Source organism: Sphingomonas sp. MMS12-HWE2-04, assembly GCF_044881185.1.
Taxonomy (GTDB): Bacteria; Pseudomonadota; Alphaproteobacteria; order Sphingomonadales; family Sphingomonadaceae; genus Sphingomonas.
The window spans coordinates 1764368-1782793 of the sequence record NZ_CP173254.1; the positions used below are offsets into that span (position 1 = coordinate 1764368).

An 18426-nucleotide genomic window follows, 5' to 3' on the forward strand; every position below is an offset into this window, starting at 1 on the left:
GCGCGGAAATCCGCCATTTTCGCCGTGACGGATGTGGTTACCTGTCAATTAACTCGACAGTTCCAAGCGCCTCCAGCAGGACCCGGCGCGCGCGCTCGACGCGGCCGACCAGCGCCGGATCGCCGAGCGCTTCGGAATCGACTGCCTCGGGCCATTCTGCGTCGATCACCGCTGCGATGGCGTCGAGCCGCGCTTCGTCGACCAGGAAGCGCGGGTCTACGCTGGCGGGATCGCACACCACCCGCAGCCGCAAACAGGCAGGCCCGCCGCCATTGCCCATCGACTGGCGGACATCGACCACCTCCACGCGTCGGATCGGACCGTTGCCGGCGACATGGGCCTGGAGCCAGCGCCACACATTGGGCGTATCGCGCGCTTCCTCGGGCACGATCAGCGCAGGCTCGCCGTCAGGCAGCGTGACCAGTTGGGCGTTGAACAGATAGGATGCGATGGCATCGGCCAGGCTCACCTTTGCCGCCGACACCTCGACGATCTCGATCTCCGGCATCGCCGCACGCAGATCGGCGTAAAAGCGATCCTTGTCGGCAAAGGCGTATTCGTGCGCGAACAGAATCCGGCCATTTGCCACGGCGACGACATCATTGTGGAACGCCCCCGCTGCAATCGCCTGCTCGGACTGCTGGACGAAGAGCGTACGCGCCGGATCGAGCCCATGGCGACGTGCGACGGCGTAGCTGGCGTCAGGGTGCTGGCGGGCGGGATAGGGACCACCGCTGATGCCATAAACGAAGACCTCGATGCCCGGCGCATCGTGCGATGGCGCCAGCCGCATGTGATTGGCCGCGCCTTCGTCGCCAAACGGGGCGGGGACAGGGCCGTGAACGACGAAAGCGGGATCGGCAAAGGCGAGGCGGAGCTGGGCGAGCGTCTCCTGCCATTCATGGCTGCGATGCGGCATCGTCACCAGATTGGCGACGCTCAGATGGCAGCGGCCGTCGCCGGTATCGGGCGCGGGCGACACCGTCGCGGCGTTGGCAGCCCACATCGCCGATGCCGAAAAGGCCTGTGCCTGGAGATGCGGTGCGGCGCCGGCAAAGTCCGCGCCGAGATCGGCGAGCCAGCGATGATCGGGCCTCGCATGGGGCAGCAGGATGCCCTGGCGCAGCCCGAGCGCGAGATTGGCGCGCATCTTGGCAATGCCCTCGAGCGCCGCCGCGCGCGGATTCGAGATACGGCCGCGGCTGCGGGTCGCGGCGAGATTGCCCGGGCTCAGCCCGGCGAAATTGTGGCTCGGGCCGACGATACCGTCGAAGTTGATCTCGGCGAGCATCAGCGTGCGACGTGCAGCACTTCGTCGCCCACCGCGACGCCGAGCACCTGCGCTGTCCGCTCGTCGATCGTCGCGCCGTCCTCGGCGGTGGCGACTCGGCCCTGGGTCAGGCGGAATTCGGCCAGCCGTCCGGTTGCGACCAGCGCCTGGGCGCCGCCGTCGCCGATCGCGGCGACCTGCGCGCTCGTTGCGTCGCGCACCGTCTTCACGAGATCGGTACGCGCCGTCATCGTCGGGCCGCCGTCGAAGATGTCGATATAATTCTCGAAGGCGAAGCCCTCGCTCTCGAGCATCCGCATCGCCGCGCGGCCGGACGGGTGGGGCAGGCCGATCACCGAACGCGCGCTTTCCTGGAGCATCGCGGTGTAAATCGGGTGCTTGGGCATCAGATCGGCGATGAACTGATTGCCATGCGTGGCATTGAATTCGTCGGCGGCCTGGAAGTTCATCCCGAAGAAGCGCCCGGCAACCCCGTCCCAGAAGGGCGAGCCGCCCGCCTCGTCGATCACCCCGCGCAGTTCCGCCAGCACCCGCTCGGCAAAGCGCGCACGATGGCGCGCGATGAACAGATAGCGGCTGCGCGCAAGCAACATGCCTAGCCCCCCAGCGCGCTCGCCAGGGTGAAGGAACAACCCACCGACTTCGCTGGAGCCCTCAAGATCATTTACCAAGCTAAGGATTTCAGCCCGAAAAGTTCGATTGAGCTCCTGGCTGTGCTTGGTCACCGTGCCCATGCGATAGCTGTAAAAGGGCCAGTGCTGGCCGACATGGGTGAAGATCTGACAGGTGCCGCGCACTTCGCCGGTCTCGATATTTTCGAGTACCAGCACGAACAGGTCGTCCGCCAGGCCATCCTCGTCGCGGGCGAAGGCGGCATGGCTGCGCACGAGCTTGGCGCGTAGCGCGTCCTTTTCGGGCGGCAGATTGGTGAAGCCGCCGCCGGTGAGCTTGGCCATTTCGTAAAGCGGCTGGAGGTCCTCGTCGCGCGCGGCGCGGATCACGAAGCTCATGGCCGGCCCCGCTCGGCGAGGCGGAGGATGGTCAGCGCCGACAGGCCGGCGCGTTCGGGAAGCGATTCGGGGATCAGAAATTCCTCCGCTGAATGAATGGCGCCGCCACGGGCGCCCATCGTGTCGACCACCGGCACGCCGCAGGCAGCGATGTTGTTACCGTCGCACACGCCACCGCTGTCGCGCCAGCCGATCGGGATGCCGAGATCGGCACCCGAGGCGCGGACCAGTTCGAACAGCCGCGCTGCGCCCGGATCGATCGGCTTGGGCGGGCGATTGAAGCTGCCATGGACTTCGATCGCGACATCGTGTGCCACCATGACGTCAGATGCCGCGGCTTCGAGCGCGACGCGCGCCTGGGCGATTGCGCTTTCGTCTTTGGGCCGGAAATTGACGCGGAGGATGGCGAGATCGGGGACGACATTGTTGGGCCCGCCACCATCGATACGCGCCGGATTGACTGCGAGCTGCGGCGCCCGCGCCGCTGCCAGACGCAGCGCGAGGTCCGCGGCGGCGACCAGAGCGTTGCGGCCATCTTCCGGATTGCGCCCGGCATGGGCGCTCCGCCCGCGCACGACCAGCGAGAAATTGCCGGTGCCGCCACGCGCGCCCGCCAGCGTGCCGTCGGGAAGCGCGGGCTCATAGGTGAGCGCTGCAACCTTGCCCCGGGCTGCCCCCTCGATCAGCCCGCGCGAGGCGAGCGATCCGGTCTCCTCGTCCGAATTGATCAGCACTTCATAGCCGAACTTGGCGGCGAGCGGACTCGCCTCCACCGCTTCTAGCGCGGCGAGCATCAGTGCCAACCCGCCCTTCATGTCGGCAGCGCCCGGCGCATTGAGCCGGCCATCGTCGGTCCAGCGGCCATGCTGGAACGGGTGATCGGCGGCATACACCGTATCCATATGGCCGGTTAGCAGGATCTGAACCGGCGCCCCGGGGCGTACCGCAAGGTGGAGATGCTGGCCATGGCCGATCGGCTCGGCATGGCCTTCGGTCGTTACCGCGTCGACGGGCTCCGGATCGACCAGCGCGACATGGCCTGGCAGCACTGAAAACGCATCGGCAAGCGTGCCTGCCATCGTCGCCAAACCGGCAAGGTTACGCGTGCCGCTGTTGATTGCGCTCCACGCCTCAGTACGCGCGAGCATCGGCGCGCTTGCGGCATGTTCGATCGCCGCCTGTTCGATTGCCGAAATTGCACTCATCCAGGGTTGGTAGCGCGGAAACCAGGCGCCGTCATCCCGGGCCGCTTTGGTGCGTCATGCCGCCAGGGCATGGTCAGAAATCGACGACGAGCGCCGCGCGGCTGGTCGTGTCGGTTGTCTTGCGGCCGACCGGGGGCGTGCTTTCATATTGCAGCGAATAGGAGAATTGCGCCGAAAGCGGCCCGATCAGCCGGGCGAGCAACGCCGATTTGCTCGACACGGTACTGTTGGCATCCTGAACATAGGCCGATGCATTCTGGGTGATGCTCACACCGCGTGAGAGCTTCCAACCAAAATCCAGAGAGCCGCGGGTAGCAAGGTTGCTCTCTATCGTCGAATCGACGAAGCGCGTGTGCCGGAATGCCGGGCCGAGCTCGAGATCGAGCTTGAGGTCGGCGGTCTTTATCGCGCTGTAGCCGACGCCTGAAGACAGCGAGATACGATCGCTGAAGCCCGAGAAGCGATCGCTTTCATATTGGGCGGCGCCATAGAGATAGGCGCGGTCGTCGAACTTCCAGTTGGGTTCGTAGGCGGCGACATAGCGTTCGCGCGTCACGACGCCCAGGCTCTCCTGGTAATCGGCCTGCAATCGCAGCTTGTGTCGCCACTCGATCGCCTCGCGGCGCAACTCGATCGCGCCAGTGAGCCCGACATTCTCGGTGTTGCCCGAGCTGACATAGCCGCCGAGCTCGGCATGGCCCTTCACCAGATCGAAAAAGCTGGCTTCGCGAATCTTGCGCTGGGCCTTCTTCTGCCGGTCGCTGCGCCAATCGCTGGCGATCTTGGCCACCATGTCCCCGCTCGCCGGATCGGCCGCGCGGGCATATTTGACGATGGTCGAGACTTCGCCCTCGTTCCCGGACTGGATCGCGGCATCGAGCATCGCCTTGATCGTCGGCGGGATGGTGGGGTCTCCTGCCGTATTGGCGAGGAGCAGCGGCAAGGCGAAAAGCGGCAGGACACGCATGACCGGTGCCTTATCCACAAGTTTGGGACACGAAAAGGGCAGCATGTTTCCGTCGCATGACTGAACGCGGCGGGACGGTGCTCTTAAGAGTTTAATGCAACTCGGCGGCGAAGATGCCGAGCAGCTGGCGATAGAGCTCCCGCTTGAAGGGCACGATCAGCTCGGGAAGGTCCTTGGGGTCGGCCCAGCGCCAGGCACGGAATTCGGGCTCAGCAGTGGCGATGTTGACGTCGCTGTCGGCGCCGTTGAAGCGAAACAGGAACCAGCGCTGGCGCTGGCCGCGCCACTTGCCCTTCCACACCTTGCCGACGAGATCCTCGGGCAGGTCATAGGTGAGTTCGTCGGGAGCGATGGCGACCAACTCGACATGCCGGCGCTCGACGCCGGTCTCCTCCCATAGCTCGCGATAGGCGGCTTCGAGCGGATCTTCGCCCGGGTCTATCCCCCCCTGCGGCATCTGCCAGGCCTCCAGCGTCGAATCGAGCCGCTGGCCGACGAACACGCGGCCCTCGCGGTTGATCAGCATGACGCCCGCGCAGGGGCGATAGGGGAGGGTGGTAATGTCGGCCATGGCGCCTCCGCTACCCCTCCCTTGTGGGCATGGGAATAGCTAAATGCGGGGCGTGATCCACCTCGTCCATCACTCCGACTATGTCGCGCCGGCGCCTGCGCGCAGCCAATATCAGTGGAACAAGAACGGTCTGGTCCGCGACTTGCTGCGCGCAGAGGGTGACGCCTTTACCTGGCACGTTCCCGAGCCGATGCCCCGACGCTGGCTCGAGGCGGTGCACGATCCCGACTATATCGCCGAGGTCATCGAGGCGCGGGTGCCGCCGGCCAAGGAGCGCCGGATCGGCTTTCCGATAACGCCGCAGGTAGCACTGCGCTCGCAGGTCGTGCCAGGCGGCACCTGGCTTGCCGCGCTGCTGGCGCTCGAGCATGGCTTCGCCGCCAACTCGGCCGGGGGCAGTCATCATGCGCTCGCCGATACCGGCGCAGGATATTGCGTGTTGAACGATCTGGCCCTCGCGGCCAACCGGCTCGTCGAGGAACACGTGGTGGCGCGGGTACTGATCGTCGATTGCGACGTTCACCAAGGGGACGGCACAGCGTCACTGACTGCCGGTCAGCCGGCGATCGCGACCTATTCGATCCATGCCGAAAAGAACTTCCCGGCGCGCAAGGCACGCTCGACGCTGGACGTCGCGCTTCCGGACGGGACCGGCGATGCCGAGTATCTCGCCACGCTGGCCGACACCTTGTTGCCGCTGATCGAAGCCTTTGTGCCCGACCTCGTGCTCTATCAGGCGGGTGTCGATCCGCTGGCGGGCGACCGGCTCGGGCGACTGGGGCTGAGCCATGACGGCCTGGTCGCGCGTGACCAGTGGATCGGCCGCACCCTGCGCAAGCGCGGCATACCGTTCGCGAGCACATTGGGCGGCGGCTATGGCGCCGATGCGCTCGAAGTCTCCCGACGTCATGTCGCCTCGATCCTCGCACTCGGATCCGGCTTCGCAAGCCCATCATAAATCTGCAGATTTTATCCCTTGGGGCTGGACGCTGCGAGGCGTAGGCTGTCCGCGGAGAGAAAAACCGCAGGATAAGAGCCATGGCTACTGCGTACCAAGTCGCGCCCGGGTTAGCGTCAACCGGGCCTGGGCCCGAAGCCATCGTCGTGCGTTTCGCCGGCGATTCGGGCGACGGGATGCAGCTGACCGGTGGCCAGTTCACGCTGTCCACCGCGCTGACCGGCAACGACCTGGCGACGTTCCCAGATTTCCCTGCCGAGATCCGCGCGCCGCAGGGCACGCTGTTCGGCGTCTCTGCCTTCCAGATCAACTTCGGCTCGGCGCAGATCGATACCGCGGGTGATGCGCCCGACATGCTGATCGCGATGAACCCGGCAGCGCTCAAGGTGAATGTCGAGCAATTGAAGCCTGGCGGGCTCATCATCGCCGACGAAGGCGAATTCTCCACGCGCAACCTCGACAAGGCCAAATATGCCGCCAACCCGCTCGAGGATGGCAGTCTCGCGCGCTGGCAGTTGTTGCGGCTCAACATCTCGCAGCTGACCCTGGAAGCGGTGAAGCCGTTCAGGCTGGGCAACAAGGAAGCGCTGCGCTGTAAGAACATGTGGACGCTCGGGTTGGCGCTGTGGATGTTCGATCGCGACCGCCAGCCACTGATCGACTGGCTCGCGGCGAAGTTCGCCAAGGCGCCGCAGCTCGCCGAGGCCAACATCGCCGCGCTCAACGCCGGGCACGCTTATGGCGAGACCGCCGAGCTTTCCGGCCCGCTGGTGCGCCACAGCCTGCCGGCCGCGCCTGCCGAGCCGGGGCTGTACCGGACGGTAACGGGAGCGGAATTGATTGCGTTGGGACTGGTCGCGGGCGCGCAGCTCGCCGGGCTGCCGATGTTCTTCGGGGGCTATCCTATCACTCCGGCGAGCGCGATCCTGCATCAGCTTGCGCGCTTCAAAGAATACGGCGTCACCACCTTTCAGGCCGAGGACGAGATCGCGGCGATCGCCTCGGCGCTTGGGGCGGCTTATGCGGGGTCGCTCGGCGTGACGTCTTCCTCGGGCCCCGGGATCGCGCTCAAGGGCGAGGCGATGGGGCTGGCAATCATGACCGAGCTGCCGCTGGTGATCATCAATTCGCAGCGCGGAGGACCCTCGACCGGACTTCCGACCAAGACTGAGCAATCGGACCTGTATCAGGCGGTATACGGCAGGAATGGCGATGCGCCGATGCCGGTGCTCGCGGCGCGATCGGCGGCGGACTGCTTCGAGGTCGCGATCGAGGCGGTGCGGATCGCGACGCAATACATGACCCCGGTGATGCTGCTCACCGACGGCTATATCGCCAATGCCGCCGAGCCGTGGAAGGTGCCCGACATGGCGTCCTATGCGCGGTTCCCGGTCGAATTCCACACGCAGGTCCCGGCCGCGGAGGAGAAGTTTCAGCCCTATGCGCGCGATGCGAAGCTGAAACGGCCCTGGGTCAAGCCGGGAACGCCGGGGCTGGCCCACCGCATCGGTGGTATCGAAAAGGCGCAAGGCAGCGGCAACATCGATTATTCGCCGACCAACCACCAGGCGATGACGGACCTACGCCGCGACAAGGTGCTCGGCATCGACGTGCCCGACCAGACCGTCGAGCAGGGTGGTGAAAGCGGCGCGCTCGTCCTCGTCGGCTGGGGCTCAACCTATGGCCCGATCGCGCAGGCGGTTCGCCGCGCGCGGCGCAAGGGGCTGGACGTGGCGCATGTCCATATCCGTCACATCTGGCCGCTTCCGAAGAATCTGGGTGGGTTGCTCGCCGGCTACGGACATATTCTCGTACCCGAAATGAACACTGGCCAGCTCAAGACCATGCTGCGCGACCAGTATCTGGTCAACGCCGTGCCGGTTAGCAAAGTATCCGGCCAGCCCTTCACGATTGCGGAGATCGAAGCGGCGATCACTCGCCATCTCGGCGGCGGGGAAGCGGAGGAATGCGGGCCCGACAACACCCAGCTGCCCAACCCGGAGGCCGTTAATCCATGAACGAGCTCGCCGCGATCCGTCAGAGCACGCCCAAGGACTGGGAGACCGACCAGGAGGTGCGCTGGTGCCCGGGCTGTGGCGATTATGCGATCCTCAAGGCCGTGCAGCGCACGATGCCCGAGATTGGCGCCACGCCGGAGAACACGGTGTTCGTCAGCGGCATCGGATGCTCGTCGCGCTTTCCCTATTATATGCAAACCTATGGTTTCCACACCATCCATGGCAGGGCGCCAGCGGTGGCGACCGGGATCAAGCTCGCCAATCCCGCGCTCGACGTGTGGATCATCACCGGCGACGGCGACGCGCTGTCGATCGGCGGCAACCATACGATGCATTTGCTCAGACGAAATCTGAACTGCCAGCTTCTCCTGTTCAATAATGAGATTTACGGCCTCACCAAGGGCCAATATTCCCCCACCAGCCGCGAGGGCACTCGCTCTCCCTCCACGCCGTTCGGCTCCGTCGATCATCCCGCCAATCCCTGCGCGTTTGCGCTGGGCAGCGGTGCGCGTTTCGTTGCGCGCGGGATCGATGTCCATAAGAGCCTGCCCACGCTGCTTAAGGCCGCGCACGCGCACCAGGGCGCGGCGTTCGTCGAAATCTTCCAGAACTGCGTCGTCTATAACGACGACGTATTCGAGCCCTTCGCCGCCAAGGCAAATGCGGCGCTCGGCCAGCTCTGGGCTGAGCAGGGCAAGCCGCTATTGTTCGCCGGTGGCACCAAGGGCCTGACGCTCGATCTCGAGCGGATCATGCTCAAGGTGGTGGATGTCGCCGACGGGGACTGGGAGGCTGCTGGTGTGATCGTCCACAGTGTCACCAACCGCGCCATCGCGCATATGCTCGTCGAAATGCCGTTCGGGCCGTTTCCGATGGCGCTGGGGGTGCTGTACGACGATCCCGCGCCGACCTTCGAAAGCGCGGTAATCGCGCAGAATGGGGGGCGAGCGAGGGCAAGACTGCCGACCTCCAAAAGCTGGTCTCCAAGGGCCAGACCTGGATGGTGGACAAGGCGCCGCATCCGCTGTGATCTTTCCGATCCTGAGGCGGGGAAAGCGCTTGCCCGGCGGCGGGGCGTGCATTTAGGTCGCGCAATGAATGCGCCCGAGCGACCCCTAACCGAAGCTACAGAACCTCGCGCGGGCGGCGTACTCGACCGGCTAGCGCCGCTGTTTCATCGTCGGATTGATCGGCTCGATTGCGGGATTGGACAGGGCAGCTTGGAACTGCGTTTGCCCGATGGCGGGACGCGGCTGCTGGGCGGACGCAGTGGCGGACCTGCGGCGATCGTGGACCTGCGTAGCTGGCGGGCTCTGCTACGGCTCGGTCTCGAAGGATCAAGCGGCTGGTATGAAGCCTGGGCGGCGGGCGAATGGGCGAGCCCCGATCCCGTGCAGCTCTTCGCACTGTTCAGCCTGAACCGCGCCGGGCTGGCGACGCCAGCGCGCGCGACCGGGCCGTGGCTGCTCGGCAAGCGGCTGTGGCACTGGCTGCGGCGCAACCACCGCGGCGGATCGCGGCGCAACATTCAGTTCCACTACGATCTGGGCAACGACTTCTATCGGCCCTGGCTCGACGCGGGCATGACCTATTCGAGCGCGCTGTTCGCCGATCCCGGCCAGTCGCTGGAGGACGCGCAGACCGTCAAGCTCCAGGCGATGCTCGATCGCACCGCGACTGCCGCCGGCGACACCATCCTGGAGATCGGGTGCGGCTGGGGTTCCTTCGCCGAACTCGCGCTGCGCCAGGGACGCCGCGTCCACGGCATCACGCTCTCCACCGAGCAGAAGGCCTGGGCGGAGGCGCGGACCGCGGGGCTGGACGGCGGCCGCTTCGCGCTGACCGACTATCGTGACGTCACGGGGCGTTACGACGCGGTCGTCAGCATCGAGATGGCGGAGGCGGTGGGGCGGCAATATTGGCCGGCCTATCTTGCCGCTGTTGCCGGCGCGCTCAAGCCGGGCGGACGCGCGGCACTGCAGCTGATCACCTTCGATGACGCCTTGTTCGAAGGCTATGCGAACAATGTCGACTTCATCCAGCGCTACATCTTCCCCGGTGGACTGCTGATCCGCGAGAGCACGTTCCGGCGGCTTGCCGAAGAGAATGGCCTCGCATGGCACGATCAGGCTCATTTTGGGCTCGATTATGCCGAGACGCTGAAGCGTTGGCGCGAAAATTTCGATGCCGCCGCCCTGGCCGGAGACCTGCCCCCGCAATTCGACGCGCGCTTTGTCGCGCTGTGGCGCTACTACCTTATGTACTGCGAGGGCGGTTTCCGGGGCGGCGGGATCGACGTCATCCAGATGACCTTGGTCAAGGAGGGGCAATGATCCGGACGATGATGCTGGCGGGCGTACTCGCGCTCGGCGCAACCGCGGCTGCGGCGCAACCGGTGCAAATCGATCCGAAGGACACCAGCGGATTGCGCAAGGTCGGCGCGGAGGTGCTGTTCTGGAGCCAGGCGCAACGCGACGCCAATTTTCCGCACATGGAGGCGATCTTCCCTGGCCATGTCGTAAAGGCCGGGGCGAAGGTCCGCGCGCTTCCGGCTGGCACGCCGCTGGCCATCGCCGATGCCGAGATCGACGCCTTCCTCGCCGCGCAGAACGTCGCCGGGCTGATAGTGCTCAAGGACGGCAAGGTCGTGCTCGAACGCTATGCCCGGGGCTATGGCCGGGACGGGCGCTGGACGAGCTTTTCCGTCGCCAAATCGTTCACTTCGACACTGGTGGGCGCGGCGATCCGGGACGGGCACATCAAGTCGGTCGACGAGCCGGTGACCAAATACATCCCAGAGCTCGCGGGCAGCGGCTATGATGGGGTGAGCATCGCCCAGCTGCTCACCATGACGTCGGGCGTGAGATGGAACGAGGACTATACCGACGCCAAGTCCGACGTGGCGCGGATGTTTCTGGAGCCCGTGCCGACGGGGGAGGATCCGACCGTCTTCTACATGAAGAAGCTGCCGCGCGAGACTGCGCCGGGCAGCAAATGGGTGTACAAGACCGGCGAGACCAATTTGATCGGCGTTCTGGTGATGCGCGCCACCGGCAAGCCGCTGGCGGACTATCTGAGCGAGAAGGTCTGGAAGCCGTTCGGGATGGAGCGGGACGCGTTCTGGATGATCGATCCCTCGGGACATGAAGTCAGCGGGTGCTGCCTGTCGGTGAGCCTGCGGGATTATGCGCGGATGGGACAGCTGGCGCTCGAGAGTGGGAAGGGGATCGTCCCCGCGGGCTGGTTCGCGCAATCGACCGCGGCGCATGCCGATATCGGTGTGCCGGGCTTCGGCTATGGCTATCAGTGGTGGACCTACCCCGAAGGGCGCTTCGGGGCCCAGGGCATTTTCGGCCAGTCGATCCGCGTCGATCCCAGGACGCGCACCGTGATCGCGATCTCCGCCGCTGCGCCTCGGGCCAGCGACCGAGAGTATAGCGCCGCGAGAACCGCGTTTCTCGACAAGCTCTTCGCGGCGGCAGCCCACTAGTCGACGCGCTCGAAATGGCCGGTCTCGAAGCCCGAGGCCGCCAGCGCGGCAATCCGCTCCGCGACCGCTTCGGGCGGTTTGACCGTCGCGGGATCCTCGCCCGGGAAGGCGCGGGCGCGCATCTTGGTGCGCGTGGCGCCGGGATCGACGATCGCGGTGCGGATGCCGCTGATGTGGCGAACTTCCTCGCCATAGCTCAGCACCAGATTTTCGAACGCCGCCTTGGAGGCGCCATACATGCCCCAATAGGCGCGCGGGGTGCGCCCGACGCTGGAGCTGACGCCGATCACCCGGGCGGACTGCGCGCGCTTGAGCAGCGGATCGAACGCAGCGAGGATCGCGGCCTGGGCAGTGACGTTGAGCGTCAGCACCTTGGCGAATTCCTTGAAGTCGATCGCCGGAATCGCGCTCAACGTGCCGAGCGACGCGGCGTTGAGCACGAGGATGTCGAGCATCGGCCAGCGCTCGGCGATCGCAGTGCCCAAGCGCGAGACGCTCTCGTTCTCGGTCAGGTCCATCGGCGCGATCGTCGCCGATCCGCCTGCGGCGAAGATCGCCTCCTCGACTTCCTCGAGCGCGCCGGCGGTGCGGGCGGTGAGGATGACATGCGCACCGGCGGCGGCGAGCGCCGTGGCGGTGGCGGCGCCGATGCCGCGGCTTGCACCGGTGACGAGCGCGATTCTATCGGCGAGGGGCTTGTCGGTCATGGAATCCGCAGTGGTTAGCCGACGCGCTCTTCGAGCAATGCGAACTGGTCGACGGGGCCGAGCTCATCCTGGTCGGTGAGCGTCGTCGGATAGTCGCCAGTGAAGCAGGCGTCGCAATATTTCGGGTGGATGTCGGCGCGGTGCGCTTCGCCCAGCGCCTTGTAGAGCCCGTCGATGCTGATGAAGGCCAGGCTGTCGGCATGGATGAAATCGGTCATTCCGCCGACATCGAGCTTGGCGGCGAGCAGCTTGGCGCGCTCGGGCGTGTCGACGCCGTAGAAGCAGCTGTGCCGCGTCGGCGGCGACGCGATGCGCATATGGACTTCGGCAGCGCCGGCCTCGTGCATCATCTGGACGATCTTCAAGGACGTGGTGCCGCGCACGATCGAATCGTCGACCAGCACCACGCGCTTGCCCTTGATCAGCTCGCGATTGGCGTTGTGCTTCAGCTTGACCCCGAGGTGACGAACCTTGTCGCCCGGCTGGATGAAGGTGCGGCCGACATAATGCGAGCGGATGATGCCGAGCTCGAACGGTATGCCGCTCTGCTGGGCATAGCCGATCGCGGCGGGGACGCCCGAATCAGGAACGGGCACGATCAGATCGGCCTCGACCGGCGACTCGATTGCCAGCTGCGCCCCGATCGCCTTGCGCACCGAATAGACCGAGCGATTGTCGCTGATCGAATCGGGGCGCGAGAAATAGACATATTCGAAGATGCACGGCCGCGCCGCCTGAGGGGCGAAGGGCTTGTGCGAGCTGATCTCGCTGCCCTTGACCACAACCAGCTCGCCGGGTTCGACATCGCGGACATAGTCGGCACCGACCACGTCGAGCGCTACCGTCTCGGAGGCGAAGATGATCGAATCGTCGAGCTTGCCCATCACCAGCGGACGGATGCCGAGCGGATCGCGGCAGGCGATCATGCCCTCGGGCGTCATCACGATCAGCGAATAGGCGCCTTCGACCTGCTTGAGCGCATCGATGAAGCGATCCATCAGCGTGCGATAATGCGAGGTGGCGACCAAATGGATGATCACCTCGGTATCCGAGGTCGACTGGAAGATCGAACCGCGGCGAACCAGGTCCTTCCGCAGCCGCATCGCATTCGAGATATTGCCGTTGTGCGCGACGGCGAAGCCGCCGCTGGCAAGCTCGGCATAGAGCGGCTGGACGTTGCGGATCGCGGTATCGCCGGTCGTCGCATAGCGGACATGGCCGCAGGCGGTGGTGCCGGTGAGGCTGCGGATCACATCGTCGCGATCGAAATTGCCCGCGACATGCCCCATCGCCCGGTGGCTATGGAACTGATGGCCATCCCAGCTGGTAATCCCCGCAGCCTCCTGGCCGCGGTGCTGCAAGGCGTGCAGCCCCAGCGCCACCAGCGCAGCCGCGCCTTCGGAGGCGGATACACCGAAAATGCCGCACTCTTCGCGCAGCTTGTCATCGTCAAATGGGTGTGTGGTAAGCATCGTCCCTCGATGGGGTTCGCAACTCTTGGCCGGGCATATAGGGGCTTCCTCGCGCTTTGTCGCCCGTTCGTCACAAAGAAATGAACCAGCGCGGGATTCTGATGGTTTTCCAGGGTGAAAGGAACGATTCCATGCCTAAGGACCACGGACCCCAGATCAAGAACGACAAGCTTTACGAGGATCTCCGCCGCGACGGGAATTCGAAGGAGAAGGCCGCGCGAATCGCCAATGCCCAGGCGAGGGGTACGCTCGACCATCCCGGCGGCACGCTCGAGAGCCGCTCGAAGGCGGAGCTGTACGACGAGGCCAAGGAGATCGGCATCGAGGGCCGCTCGAAAATGGACAAGGACGACCTGATCGATGCGATCCGCGACCGCTGAGCGCCAGGGCCGCGGGGCAAGGGTCCAAACATCCAGGGACGGCGACGTCGCAAGCACGTCCGGGCAACGCGACAATTGCTGTGACAATGACGTTGCAGGCGCTGCAGCTTTGCTGACGCACAAGGGTGCGATGGAGCGAGCCTTCGCAAGCTTCGGAGCGTCCGATGATCCGAAAGACCATCCGATTCGGTTTGACCTCGCTCTTCCTGCTGATGTCGAGTCTGCTGGTGGCGGCTGCGCCGGACCAGATTGATGTCGCAATCGAGCAGGCCCGGCTGATCGACGCACGCCCGCTCGATGGCAGAGTATTCCATGTGCAGGGCCTGGCGCTCGACAGCCGGCGTATCTGGGTGACCTCGGTCGATGGCGACAACCGCAAAGCCTATCTCCATGCGTTCGATCGGCGCACGGGCAAGCTGCTTCGGCGATTGGAGCTGACCGACGGTGCACGCTATCATCCCGGGGGAATATCGATTTCCGGGAATTCGATCTGGGTTCCGGTCGCGGAGCTGAAACCAGATAGCTCCGCGATACTCGTCGAAATCGACACGAACAGCCTGGCGGTGCGTCGCAAAATCCATGTCCCGGACCATTTGGGCTGCGTCGCCGCTTCGGGCGACACGCTGGTGGCGGGCAATTGGGACAGCAAATTGCTGTACCGCATCGACCTGGGCAAGACGCTCCGCATGCGGGCCCTGCCGAACCCTTCGGCAACGCGATACCAGGATATGAAGTTCGTCGGCGGGCAACTCGTGGCGGGCGGGGCGCTGAGCCTGTGGAGCGGGACTGTCGACTGGATCGACTGGCCCTCGATGAAGGTCGTGCGAAGCTTGCGTGCCGGGGCGATCGGGCCTGTCAGGCCCTGGGGCCGCGGCGGCCCCTATACAGGGGAGGGCATGGCGATCGAAGGCCGCGAGCTCTACGTTTTGCCGGAGGACGGCCCCAGCCGCTTGTTTCACTTCCGGCTCGAGGCGACCCCGCACAGCTGAGACGGGCAGGTGGCGGGACCGTCAATCAGTCCAGCGCATCGTGGAGGCGGCGCTCCCACGTTTCGGCCTGCGCAGGCATTTGGACATCGCCATGGTACTGCCGTCTTCGAAATCCTGGCAATCGGTATCAGGCGGATAGGCGGCCGCAGGGACCGACTGGATCGAGGCAAACAAGGCAAATAACAGGATCATCGGGACCCCAAGGGCTGCGTACTGCGGCCTAGACCGTGAGGCGTAAATAGCCCTGACCTGCCAAGCCCCCTGTCCAGACGAGCCGGTGGCGGGGTGACGGCGAGAGGCAGGCACGCTAAGGCGATGCAGTGACCGATACGCGCGAAACGGGCGATACGCTCGATCCCAAATACGATGCCAATGGCCTGATCACGGCGGTAGCGACCGATCCGAACGGCGCGGTGCTGATGGTCGCGCATATGAATGCGCAGGCGCTGGCGCTGACGCTGGAGACCGGCGAGGCGACCTTCTGGTCGCGCAGCCGCGGGCGGATCTGGAAGAAGGGCGAGACTTCGGGGCATGTCCTCAAGGTGATCGAGGCGCGGATCGATTGCGATCAGGATGCGGTGTGGCTCCAGGTCGAACCGCAGGGGCCGGCCTGCCATACCGGCGCGCCGAGCTGCTTCTATCGGCGGATCGAGGGCGGGCGCCTGGTGCGCGGATGAGGCGCGCGGCCTTTTTCGCCGCGCTGCTGTTGACCGGCTGTTCCGGCGGCAAGCCGGCGCAGCCATCAGGTCAGCCACAAGATCTGGAAAGCGCCGCGATCGAACGCGGGATGGTGCGCGATCCCGACGACAGCAGCATCGAGGGCCTGTACGCCCGCGACACCGACCGAGTGTGCATCGTCAAGGCGGGCTCGGGATATCGCATCGGCGCCTATGTCGATTATGGCGACCGCATTACCTGCAGCGGATCGGGGACGGTGACGCGGGGCGGCGAGGCGCTGCATGTCGAGCTGGGCGGCGCGGACTGCAATTTCGACGCGCATTTCGATGGCGAGCGGATCCGCTTTCCCGGCAGCGTGCCGGCGGCATGCGCGAAGCTGTGCGCGCGGCGGGCGGCGTTCAGTGGGCTGGATGTCGCGCGGCTTAGCGAATCGGCGGCAGAGGCAGCGGCGATGCGTGATTCGAGCGGAAAGCGGCTCTGCGGGGAGTGAGCCCTGAAGGTTTCCCCGGAGCGATGCCCCGGGGGAAGGAAAGGTTACTGCCAGCTGCCCATGGCCTTTTCGAGATTGACGCGGATCGCCTCGAAGAACTGCTCGGTGGTCATCCAGGCCTGATCAGGGCCGATCAGCAGCGCCAGATCCTTGGTCATCGCGCCGCTCTCGACGGTCTCGATGCAGACCTTTTCGAGCGTCTCGGCGAAGCGGGTGACATCGGGCGTGCCGTCGAACTTGCCACGGAACTTGAGGCCGCCGGTCCAGGCGAAGATCGACGCGATCGGGTTGGTCGAGGTCGCCTTGCCCTGCTGATGCTGGCGATAATGGCGCGTGACGGTGCCGTGCGCGGCTTCGGCCTCGACGGTCTTGCCGTCGGGCGAGAGCAGCACCGAGGTCATCAGACCGAGCGAGCCGAAGCCCTGCGCAACCTGGTCCGACTGGACGTCGCCGTCATAGTTTTTGCAGGCCCAGACGAATTCGCCATGCCATTTGAGCGCCGAGGCGACCATGTCGTCGATCAGGCGGTGCTCGTAGACGATGCCGGCGTCCTTGAACTTCTGCTGGAAGCCCTCGGTCTCGAAGACTTCCTGGAACAGATCCTTGAAGCGGCCGTCATAGGCCTTGAGGATGGTGTTCTTGGTCGAGAGATAGACCGGCCAGCCCAAGTTGAGGCCGTAATTGAGCGACGAACGCGCGAAATCGCGGATCGAATCGTCGAGATTGTACATGCCCATCGCGACGCCGGCGGCGGGGAAATCGAACACGTCGAAATCGAGCGTCTCGCCGTTCTCGCCTTCCCACTTCATCGTGAGCTTGCCCTTGCCGGGCACCTTGAAATCGGTGGCGCGATACTGGTCGCCGAACGCGTGGCGGCCGACGACGATCGGCTTGGTCCAGCCCGGGATCAGGCGCGGCACGTTCGAGATCACGATCGGCTCGCGGAAGATCGTGCCGCCCAGGATGTTGCGGATCGTGCCGTTGGGCGACTTCCACATCTTCTTGAGCTTGAATTCCTCGACGCGCTGCTCGTCCGGGGTAATCGTCGCGCACTTCACGCCGACGCCGTACTGCTTGATCGCGTTGGCCGAATCGATCGTGATCTGGTCGTTGGTCTCGTCGCGCTTCTCGACGCCGAGATCGTAATATTTGAGGTCGATGTCGAGATAGGGGAGGATCAGACGCTCGCGGATCCACTGCCAGATGATCCGCGTCATCTCGTCGCCGTCGATCTCCACGACCGGCGTTGCAACCTTGATCTTCGCCATGTGCTCGCTTCCTTTTTTAGGTTTGGCGAGCGTCTAGGAGGATGGGCAGGGGGGATCAAGCGCCGTTGGCGACGCTCATTTGTTCCACGCCCACCAGAGCTGCGCCGGCGGCAGGTTCCACAGCTGCATCGCGTGGTCGATATGCTCCCAGTGCGGGGTGAGGAAGTTCTTCACCTTGGGATTATACTGGTAGACGAGGAAGGCGCCGCCGGGACGGATGATTTCGCGCGTCGCCTTGGCAATCTGATCGCCGACGCCGGCGGGCAGCGTGGAAAAGGGCAGGCCCGAGGCGATATAGTCGGCATGCTCGAAGCCGTGATCGTGGACGATCTGCTTCACGTCGGCAGCCGAGCCGAGCACCGGGAAGAAGCGCGGATCGTCGATCGTCTGCGCGAGATAGTCGATGAAATCGGGATTGGTGTCGATCACCACCAGCGTCGCATCGGGCGCGAGCCGATCGAGCAGGATGCGGGTGAACGTACCGACGCCGGGGCCATATTCGACGAACAGCTTGCACTGGTTGAAGTCGACGCGGCTGAGCATGTGGCGGACCAGCGTGCCCGAAGAAGAGGCGATCGCGCCGACCATAACCGGGTGCTTGAAGAACCCCTTGAGGAACATCATCCACGGTGACGGAGGAGCACCTGCGGTACGACGTCGGCGGCTGCGCTGCTCGGCGGCGGTAGGGGCGGGCATGGTGATCCTTGTGTTGGTTTCGTACGCGAACGGTCGCCCCTGCGCAAAAAACGGCGAACATTCAAGCGGGCGGGCCCTAGCTGCTGTGGATGAACGTGGTTTGCAAGCCCCGCTGCGTCGAGCCGACGGAGCGCCGCCGGTTCAAATCGCGCGCGGACGCATCGGGGCGGACGGGAACAACGCCTCGTCGCGATCGTGACACTGCATACCGGCGATTGTGTTGGCGGGATGTGATG

17 protein-coding genes and 1 pseudogene are annotated in these 18426 nt (G+C 65.2%); 9 read left to right on the forward strand and 9 right to left on the reverse strand.

The window, feature by feature from the left end; all coding sequences use genetic code 11:
- Window positions 1–37: 37 nt before the first annotated feature.
- The 5 genes from AB2M62_RS07875 to AB2M62_RS07895 all read right to left on the reverse strand — a co-directional run bounded on the left by AB2M62_RS07875 (window position 38) and on the right by AB2M62_RS07895 (window position 5044).
- The gene (locus tag AB2M62_RS07875; RefSeq protein ID WP_404339145.1) at window positions 38–1291 is read right to left on the reverse strand and encodes an N-succinylarginine dihydrolase; all 1254 of its coding nucleotides are present in this window, start codon (window positions 1289–1291) and stop codon (window positions 38–40) included.
- Entirely contained in the window at window positions 1291–2301 is a 1011-nt protein-coding gene (locus AB2M62_RS07880; protein ID WP_404339147.1) for an arginine N-succinyltransferase, read from the reverse strand. Before AB2M62_RS07880 ends, AB2M62_RS07875 begins: the two co-directional genes overlap by 1 nt.
- A complete protein-coding gene (locus AB2M62_RS07885; RefSeq protein ID WP_404339149.1) occupies window positions 2298–3506 on the reverse strand; it encodes a hydrolase in 1209 nt (402 codons plus the stop codon). The genes AB2M62_RS07880 and AB2M62_RS07885 overlap by 4 nt, the downstream gene beginning before the upstream one ends.
- A gap of 73 nt (window positions 3507–3579) precedes the next feature.
- Window positions 3580–4473, reverse strand: coding sequence for a YdiY family protein (locus AB2M62_RS07890; protein ID WP_404339151.1), 894 nt, complete (start codon window positions 4471–4473; stop codon window positions 3580–3582).
- Window positions 4474–4564: 91 nt separating this feature from the next.
- Window positions 4565–5044: an RNA pyrophosphohydrolase gene (locus AB2M62_RS07895; RefSeq protein WP_404339153.1), complete on the reverse strand. Its 480-nt coding sequence runs from the start codon at window positions 5042–5044 to the stop codon at window positions 4565–4567.
- Between the two features lie 52 nt (window positions 5045–5096).
- On the opposite strand from AB2M62_RS07895, the gene AB2M62_RS07900 reads away from it, so the two are divergent.
- The 5 genes and pseudogenes from AB2M62_RS07900 (at window position 5097) to AB2M62_RS07920 (ending at window position 11510) form a co-directional block, all read left to right on the forward strand.
- Window positions 5097–6002, forward strand: coding sequence for a histone deacetylase (locus AB2M62_RS07900; RefSeq protein WP_404339853.1), 906 nt, complete (start codon window positions 5097–5099; stop codon window positions 6000–6002).
- A gap of 80 nt (window positions 6003–6082) precedes the next feature.
- Window positions 6083–8020: a 2-oxoacid:acceptor oxidoreductase subunit alpha gene (locus AB2M62_RS07905; RefSeq protein ID WP_404339155.1), complete on the forward strand. Its 1938-nt coding sequence runs from the start codon at window positions 6083–6085 to the stop codon at window positions 8018–8020.
- Window positions 8017–9050 (forward strand): annotated as a pseudogene (locus AB2M62_RS07910) (2-oxoacid:ferredoxin oxidoreductase subunit beta). Before AB2M62_RS07905 ends, AB2M62_RS07910 begins: the two are co-directional and overlap by 4 nt.
- Before the next feature lie 64 nt (window positions 9051–9114).
- A complete protein-coding gene (locus tag AB2M62_RS07915) occupies window positions 9115–10353 on the forward strand; it encodes a class I SAM-dependent methyltransferase (protein WP_404339157.1) in 1239 nt (412 codons plus the stop codon).
- On the forward strand, window positions 10350–11510 hold the full coding sequence (locus tag AB2M62_RS07920; RefSeq protein WP_404339159.1) for a serine hydrolase domain-containing protein: 1161 nt from the start codon (window positions 10350–10352) through the stop codon (window positions 11508–11510). The genes AB2M62_RS07915 and AB2M62_RS07920 overlap by 4 nt, the downstream gene beginning before the upstream one ends.
- On the opposite strand, the gene AB2M62_RS07925 is transcribed toward AB2M62_RS07920, so the two are convergent.
- Both AB2M62_RS07925 and purF read right to left on the reverse strand, forming a co-directional pair.
- Window positions 11507–12217 (reverse strand): SDR family NAD(P)-dependent oxidoreductase, encoded by a 711-nt coding sequence (locus tag AB2M62_RS07925; RefSeq protein ID WP_404339161.1) that lies wholly within the window; start codon window positions 12215–12217, stop codon window positions 11507–11509. The two genes, AB2M62_RS07920 and AB2M62_RS07925, sit on opposite strands and share 4 nt — an antisense overlap.
- 14 nt (window positions 12218–12231) lie before the next feature.
- Complete coding sequence (gene purF / locus AB2M62_RS07930; RefSeq protein WP_404339163.1) at window positions 12232–13689, reverse strand: amidophosphoribosyltransferase; 1458 nt, start codon at window positions 13687–13689, stop codon at window positions 12232–12234.
- A 131-nt stretch (window positions 13690–13820) separates the two neighbouring features.
- Between purF and AB2M62_RS07935 the strand changes: the two genes are divergently transcribed.
- From AB2M62_RS07935 to AB2M62_RS07950, 4 genes are all read left to right on the forward strand, one after another.
- Window positions 13821–14069, forward strand: coding sequence for a Rho termination factor N-terminal domain-containing protein (locus tag AB2M62_RS07935; RefSeq protein ID WP_404339165.1), 249 nt, complete (start codon window positions 13821–13823; stop codon window positions 14067–14069).
- 164 nt (window positions 14070–14233) lie between these two features.
- Window positions 14234–15058 (forward strand): DUF6454 family protein, encoded by an 825-nt coding sequence (locus tag AB2M62_RS07940; protein ID WP_404339167.1) that lies wholly within the window; start codon window positions 14234–14236, stop codon window positions 15056–15058.
- A 320-nt stretch (window positions 15059–15378) separates the two neighbouring features.
- Window positions 15379–15735 carry a phosphoribosyl-AMP cyclohydrolase gene (gene hisI / locus AB2M62_RS07945; protein WP_404339169.1) on the forward strand — a complete coding sequence of 119 codons (357 nt, stop codon included), beginning with the start codon at window positions 15379–15381 and terminating at the stop codon, window positions 15733–15735.
- Entirely contained in the window at window positions 15732–16226 is a 495-nt protein-coding gene (locus AB2M62_RS07950; protein ID WP_404339171.1) for a hypothetical protein, read from the forward strand. The genes hisI and AB2M62_RS07950 overlap by 4 nt, the downstream gene beginning before the upstream one ends.
- Window positions 16227–16270: 44 nt before the next feature.
- Here AB2M62_RS07950 and AB2M62_RS07955 read toward each other — a convergent pair whose 3' ends face one another.
- Both AB2M62_RS07955 and AB2M62_RS07960 read right to left on the reverse strand, forming a co-directional pair.
- Window positions 16271–17494, reverse strand: a complete 1224-nt coding sequence (locus tag AB2M62_RS07955; RefSeq protein WP_404339173.1) for an NADP-dependent isocitrate dehydrogenase — start codon at window positions 17492–17494, stop codon at window positions 16271–16273.
- A 75-nt stretch (window positions 17495–17569) separates the two neighbouring features.
- On the reverse strand, window positions 17570–18190 hold the full coding sequence (locus tag AB2M62_RS07960; protein ID WP_404339175.1) for a class I SAM-dependent methyltransferase: 621 nt from the start codon (window positions 18188–18190) through the stop codon (window positions 17570–17572).
- Between the last annotated feature and the right edge of the window lie 236 nt (window positions 18191–18426).

Bases quoted from the DNA above. Each gene is read 5' to 3' on its own strand.
- AB2M62_RS07895 (WP_404339153.1), bottom strand. From the start codon at position 5,044: ATGGCCGACATTACCACCCTCCCCTATCGCCCCTGCGCGGGCGTCATG.
- purF (WP_404339163.1), bottom strand. From the start codon at position 13,689: ATGCTTACCACACACCCATTTGACGATGACAAGCTGCGCGAAGAGTGC.
- AB2M62_RS07960 (WP_404339175.1), bottom strand. From the start codon at position 18,190: ATGCCCGCCCCTACCGCCGCCGAGCAGCGCAGCCGCCGACGTCGTACC.
- AB2M62_RS07935 (WP_404339165.1), top strand. From the start codon at position 13,821: ATGCCTAAGGACCACGGACCCCAGATCAAGAACGACAAGCTTTACGAG.
- AB2M62_RS07920 (WP_404339159.1), top strand. From the start codon at position 10,350: ATGATCCGGACGATGATGCTGGCGGGCGTACTCGCGCTCGGCGCAACC.
- AB2M62_RS07925 (WP_404339161.1), bottom strand. From the start codon at position 12,217: ATGACCGACAAGCCCCTCGCCGATAGAATCGCGCTCGTCACCGGTGCA.
- AB2M62_RS07885 (WP_404339149.1), bottom strand. From the start codon at position 3,506: ATGAGTGCAATTTCGGCAATCGAACAGGCGGCGATCGAACATGCCGCA.
- AB2M62_RS07955 (WP_404339173.1), bottom strand. From the start codon at position 17,494: ATGGCGAAGATCAAGGTTGCAACGCCGGTCGTGGAGATCGACGGCGAC.
- AB2M62_RS07905 (WP_404339155.1), top strand. From the start codon at position 6,083: ATGGCTACTGCGTACCAAGTCGCGCCCGGGTTAGCGTCAACCGGGCCT.
- AB2M62_RS07890 (WP_404339151.1), bottom strand. From the start codon at position 4,473: ATGCGTGTCCTGCCGCTTTTCGCCTTGCCGCTGCTCCTCGCCAATACG.
- AB2M62_RS07875 (WP_404339145.1), bottom strand. From the start codon at position 1,291: ATGCTCGCCGAGATCAACTTCGACGGTATCGTCGGCCCGAGCCACAAT.
- AB2M62_RS07880 (WP_404339147.1), bottom strand. From the start codon at position 2,301: ATGAGCTTCGTGATCCGCGCCGCGCGCGACGAGGACCTCCAGCCGCTT.
- AB2M62_RS07940 (WP_404339167.1), top strand. From the start codon at position 14,234: ATGATCCGAAAGACCATCCGATTCGGTTTGACCTCGCTCTTCCTGCTG.
- AB2M62_RS07915 (WP_404339157.1), top strand. From the start codon at position 9,115: ATGAATGCGCCCGAGCGACCCCTAACCGAAGCTACAGAACCTCGCGCG.
- AB2M62_RS07950 (WP_404339171.1), top strand. From the start codon at position 15,732: ATGAGGCGCGCGGCCTTTTTCGCCGCGCTGCTGTTGACCGGCTGTTCC.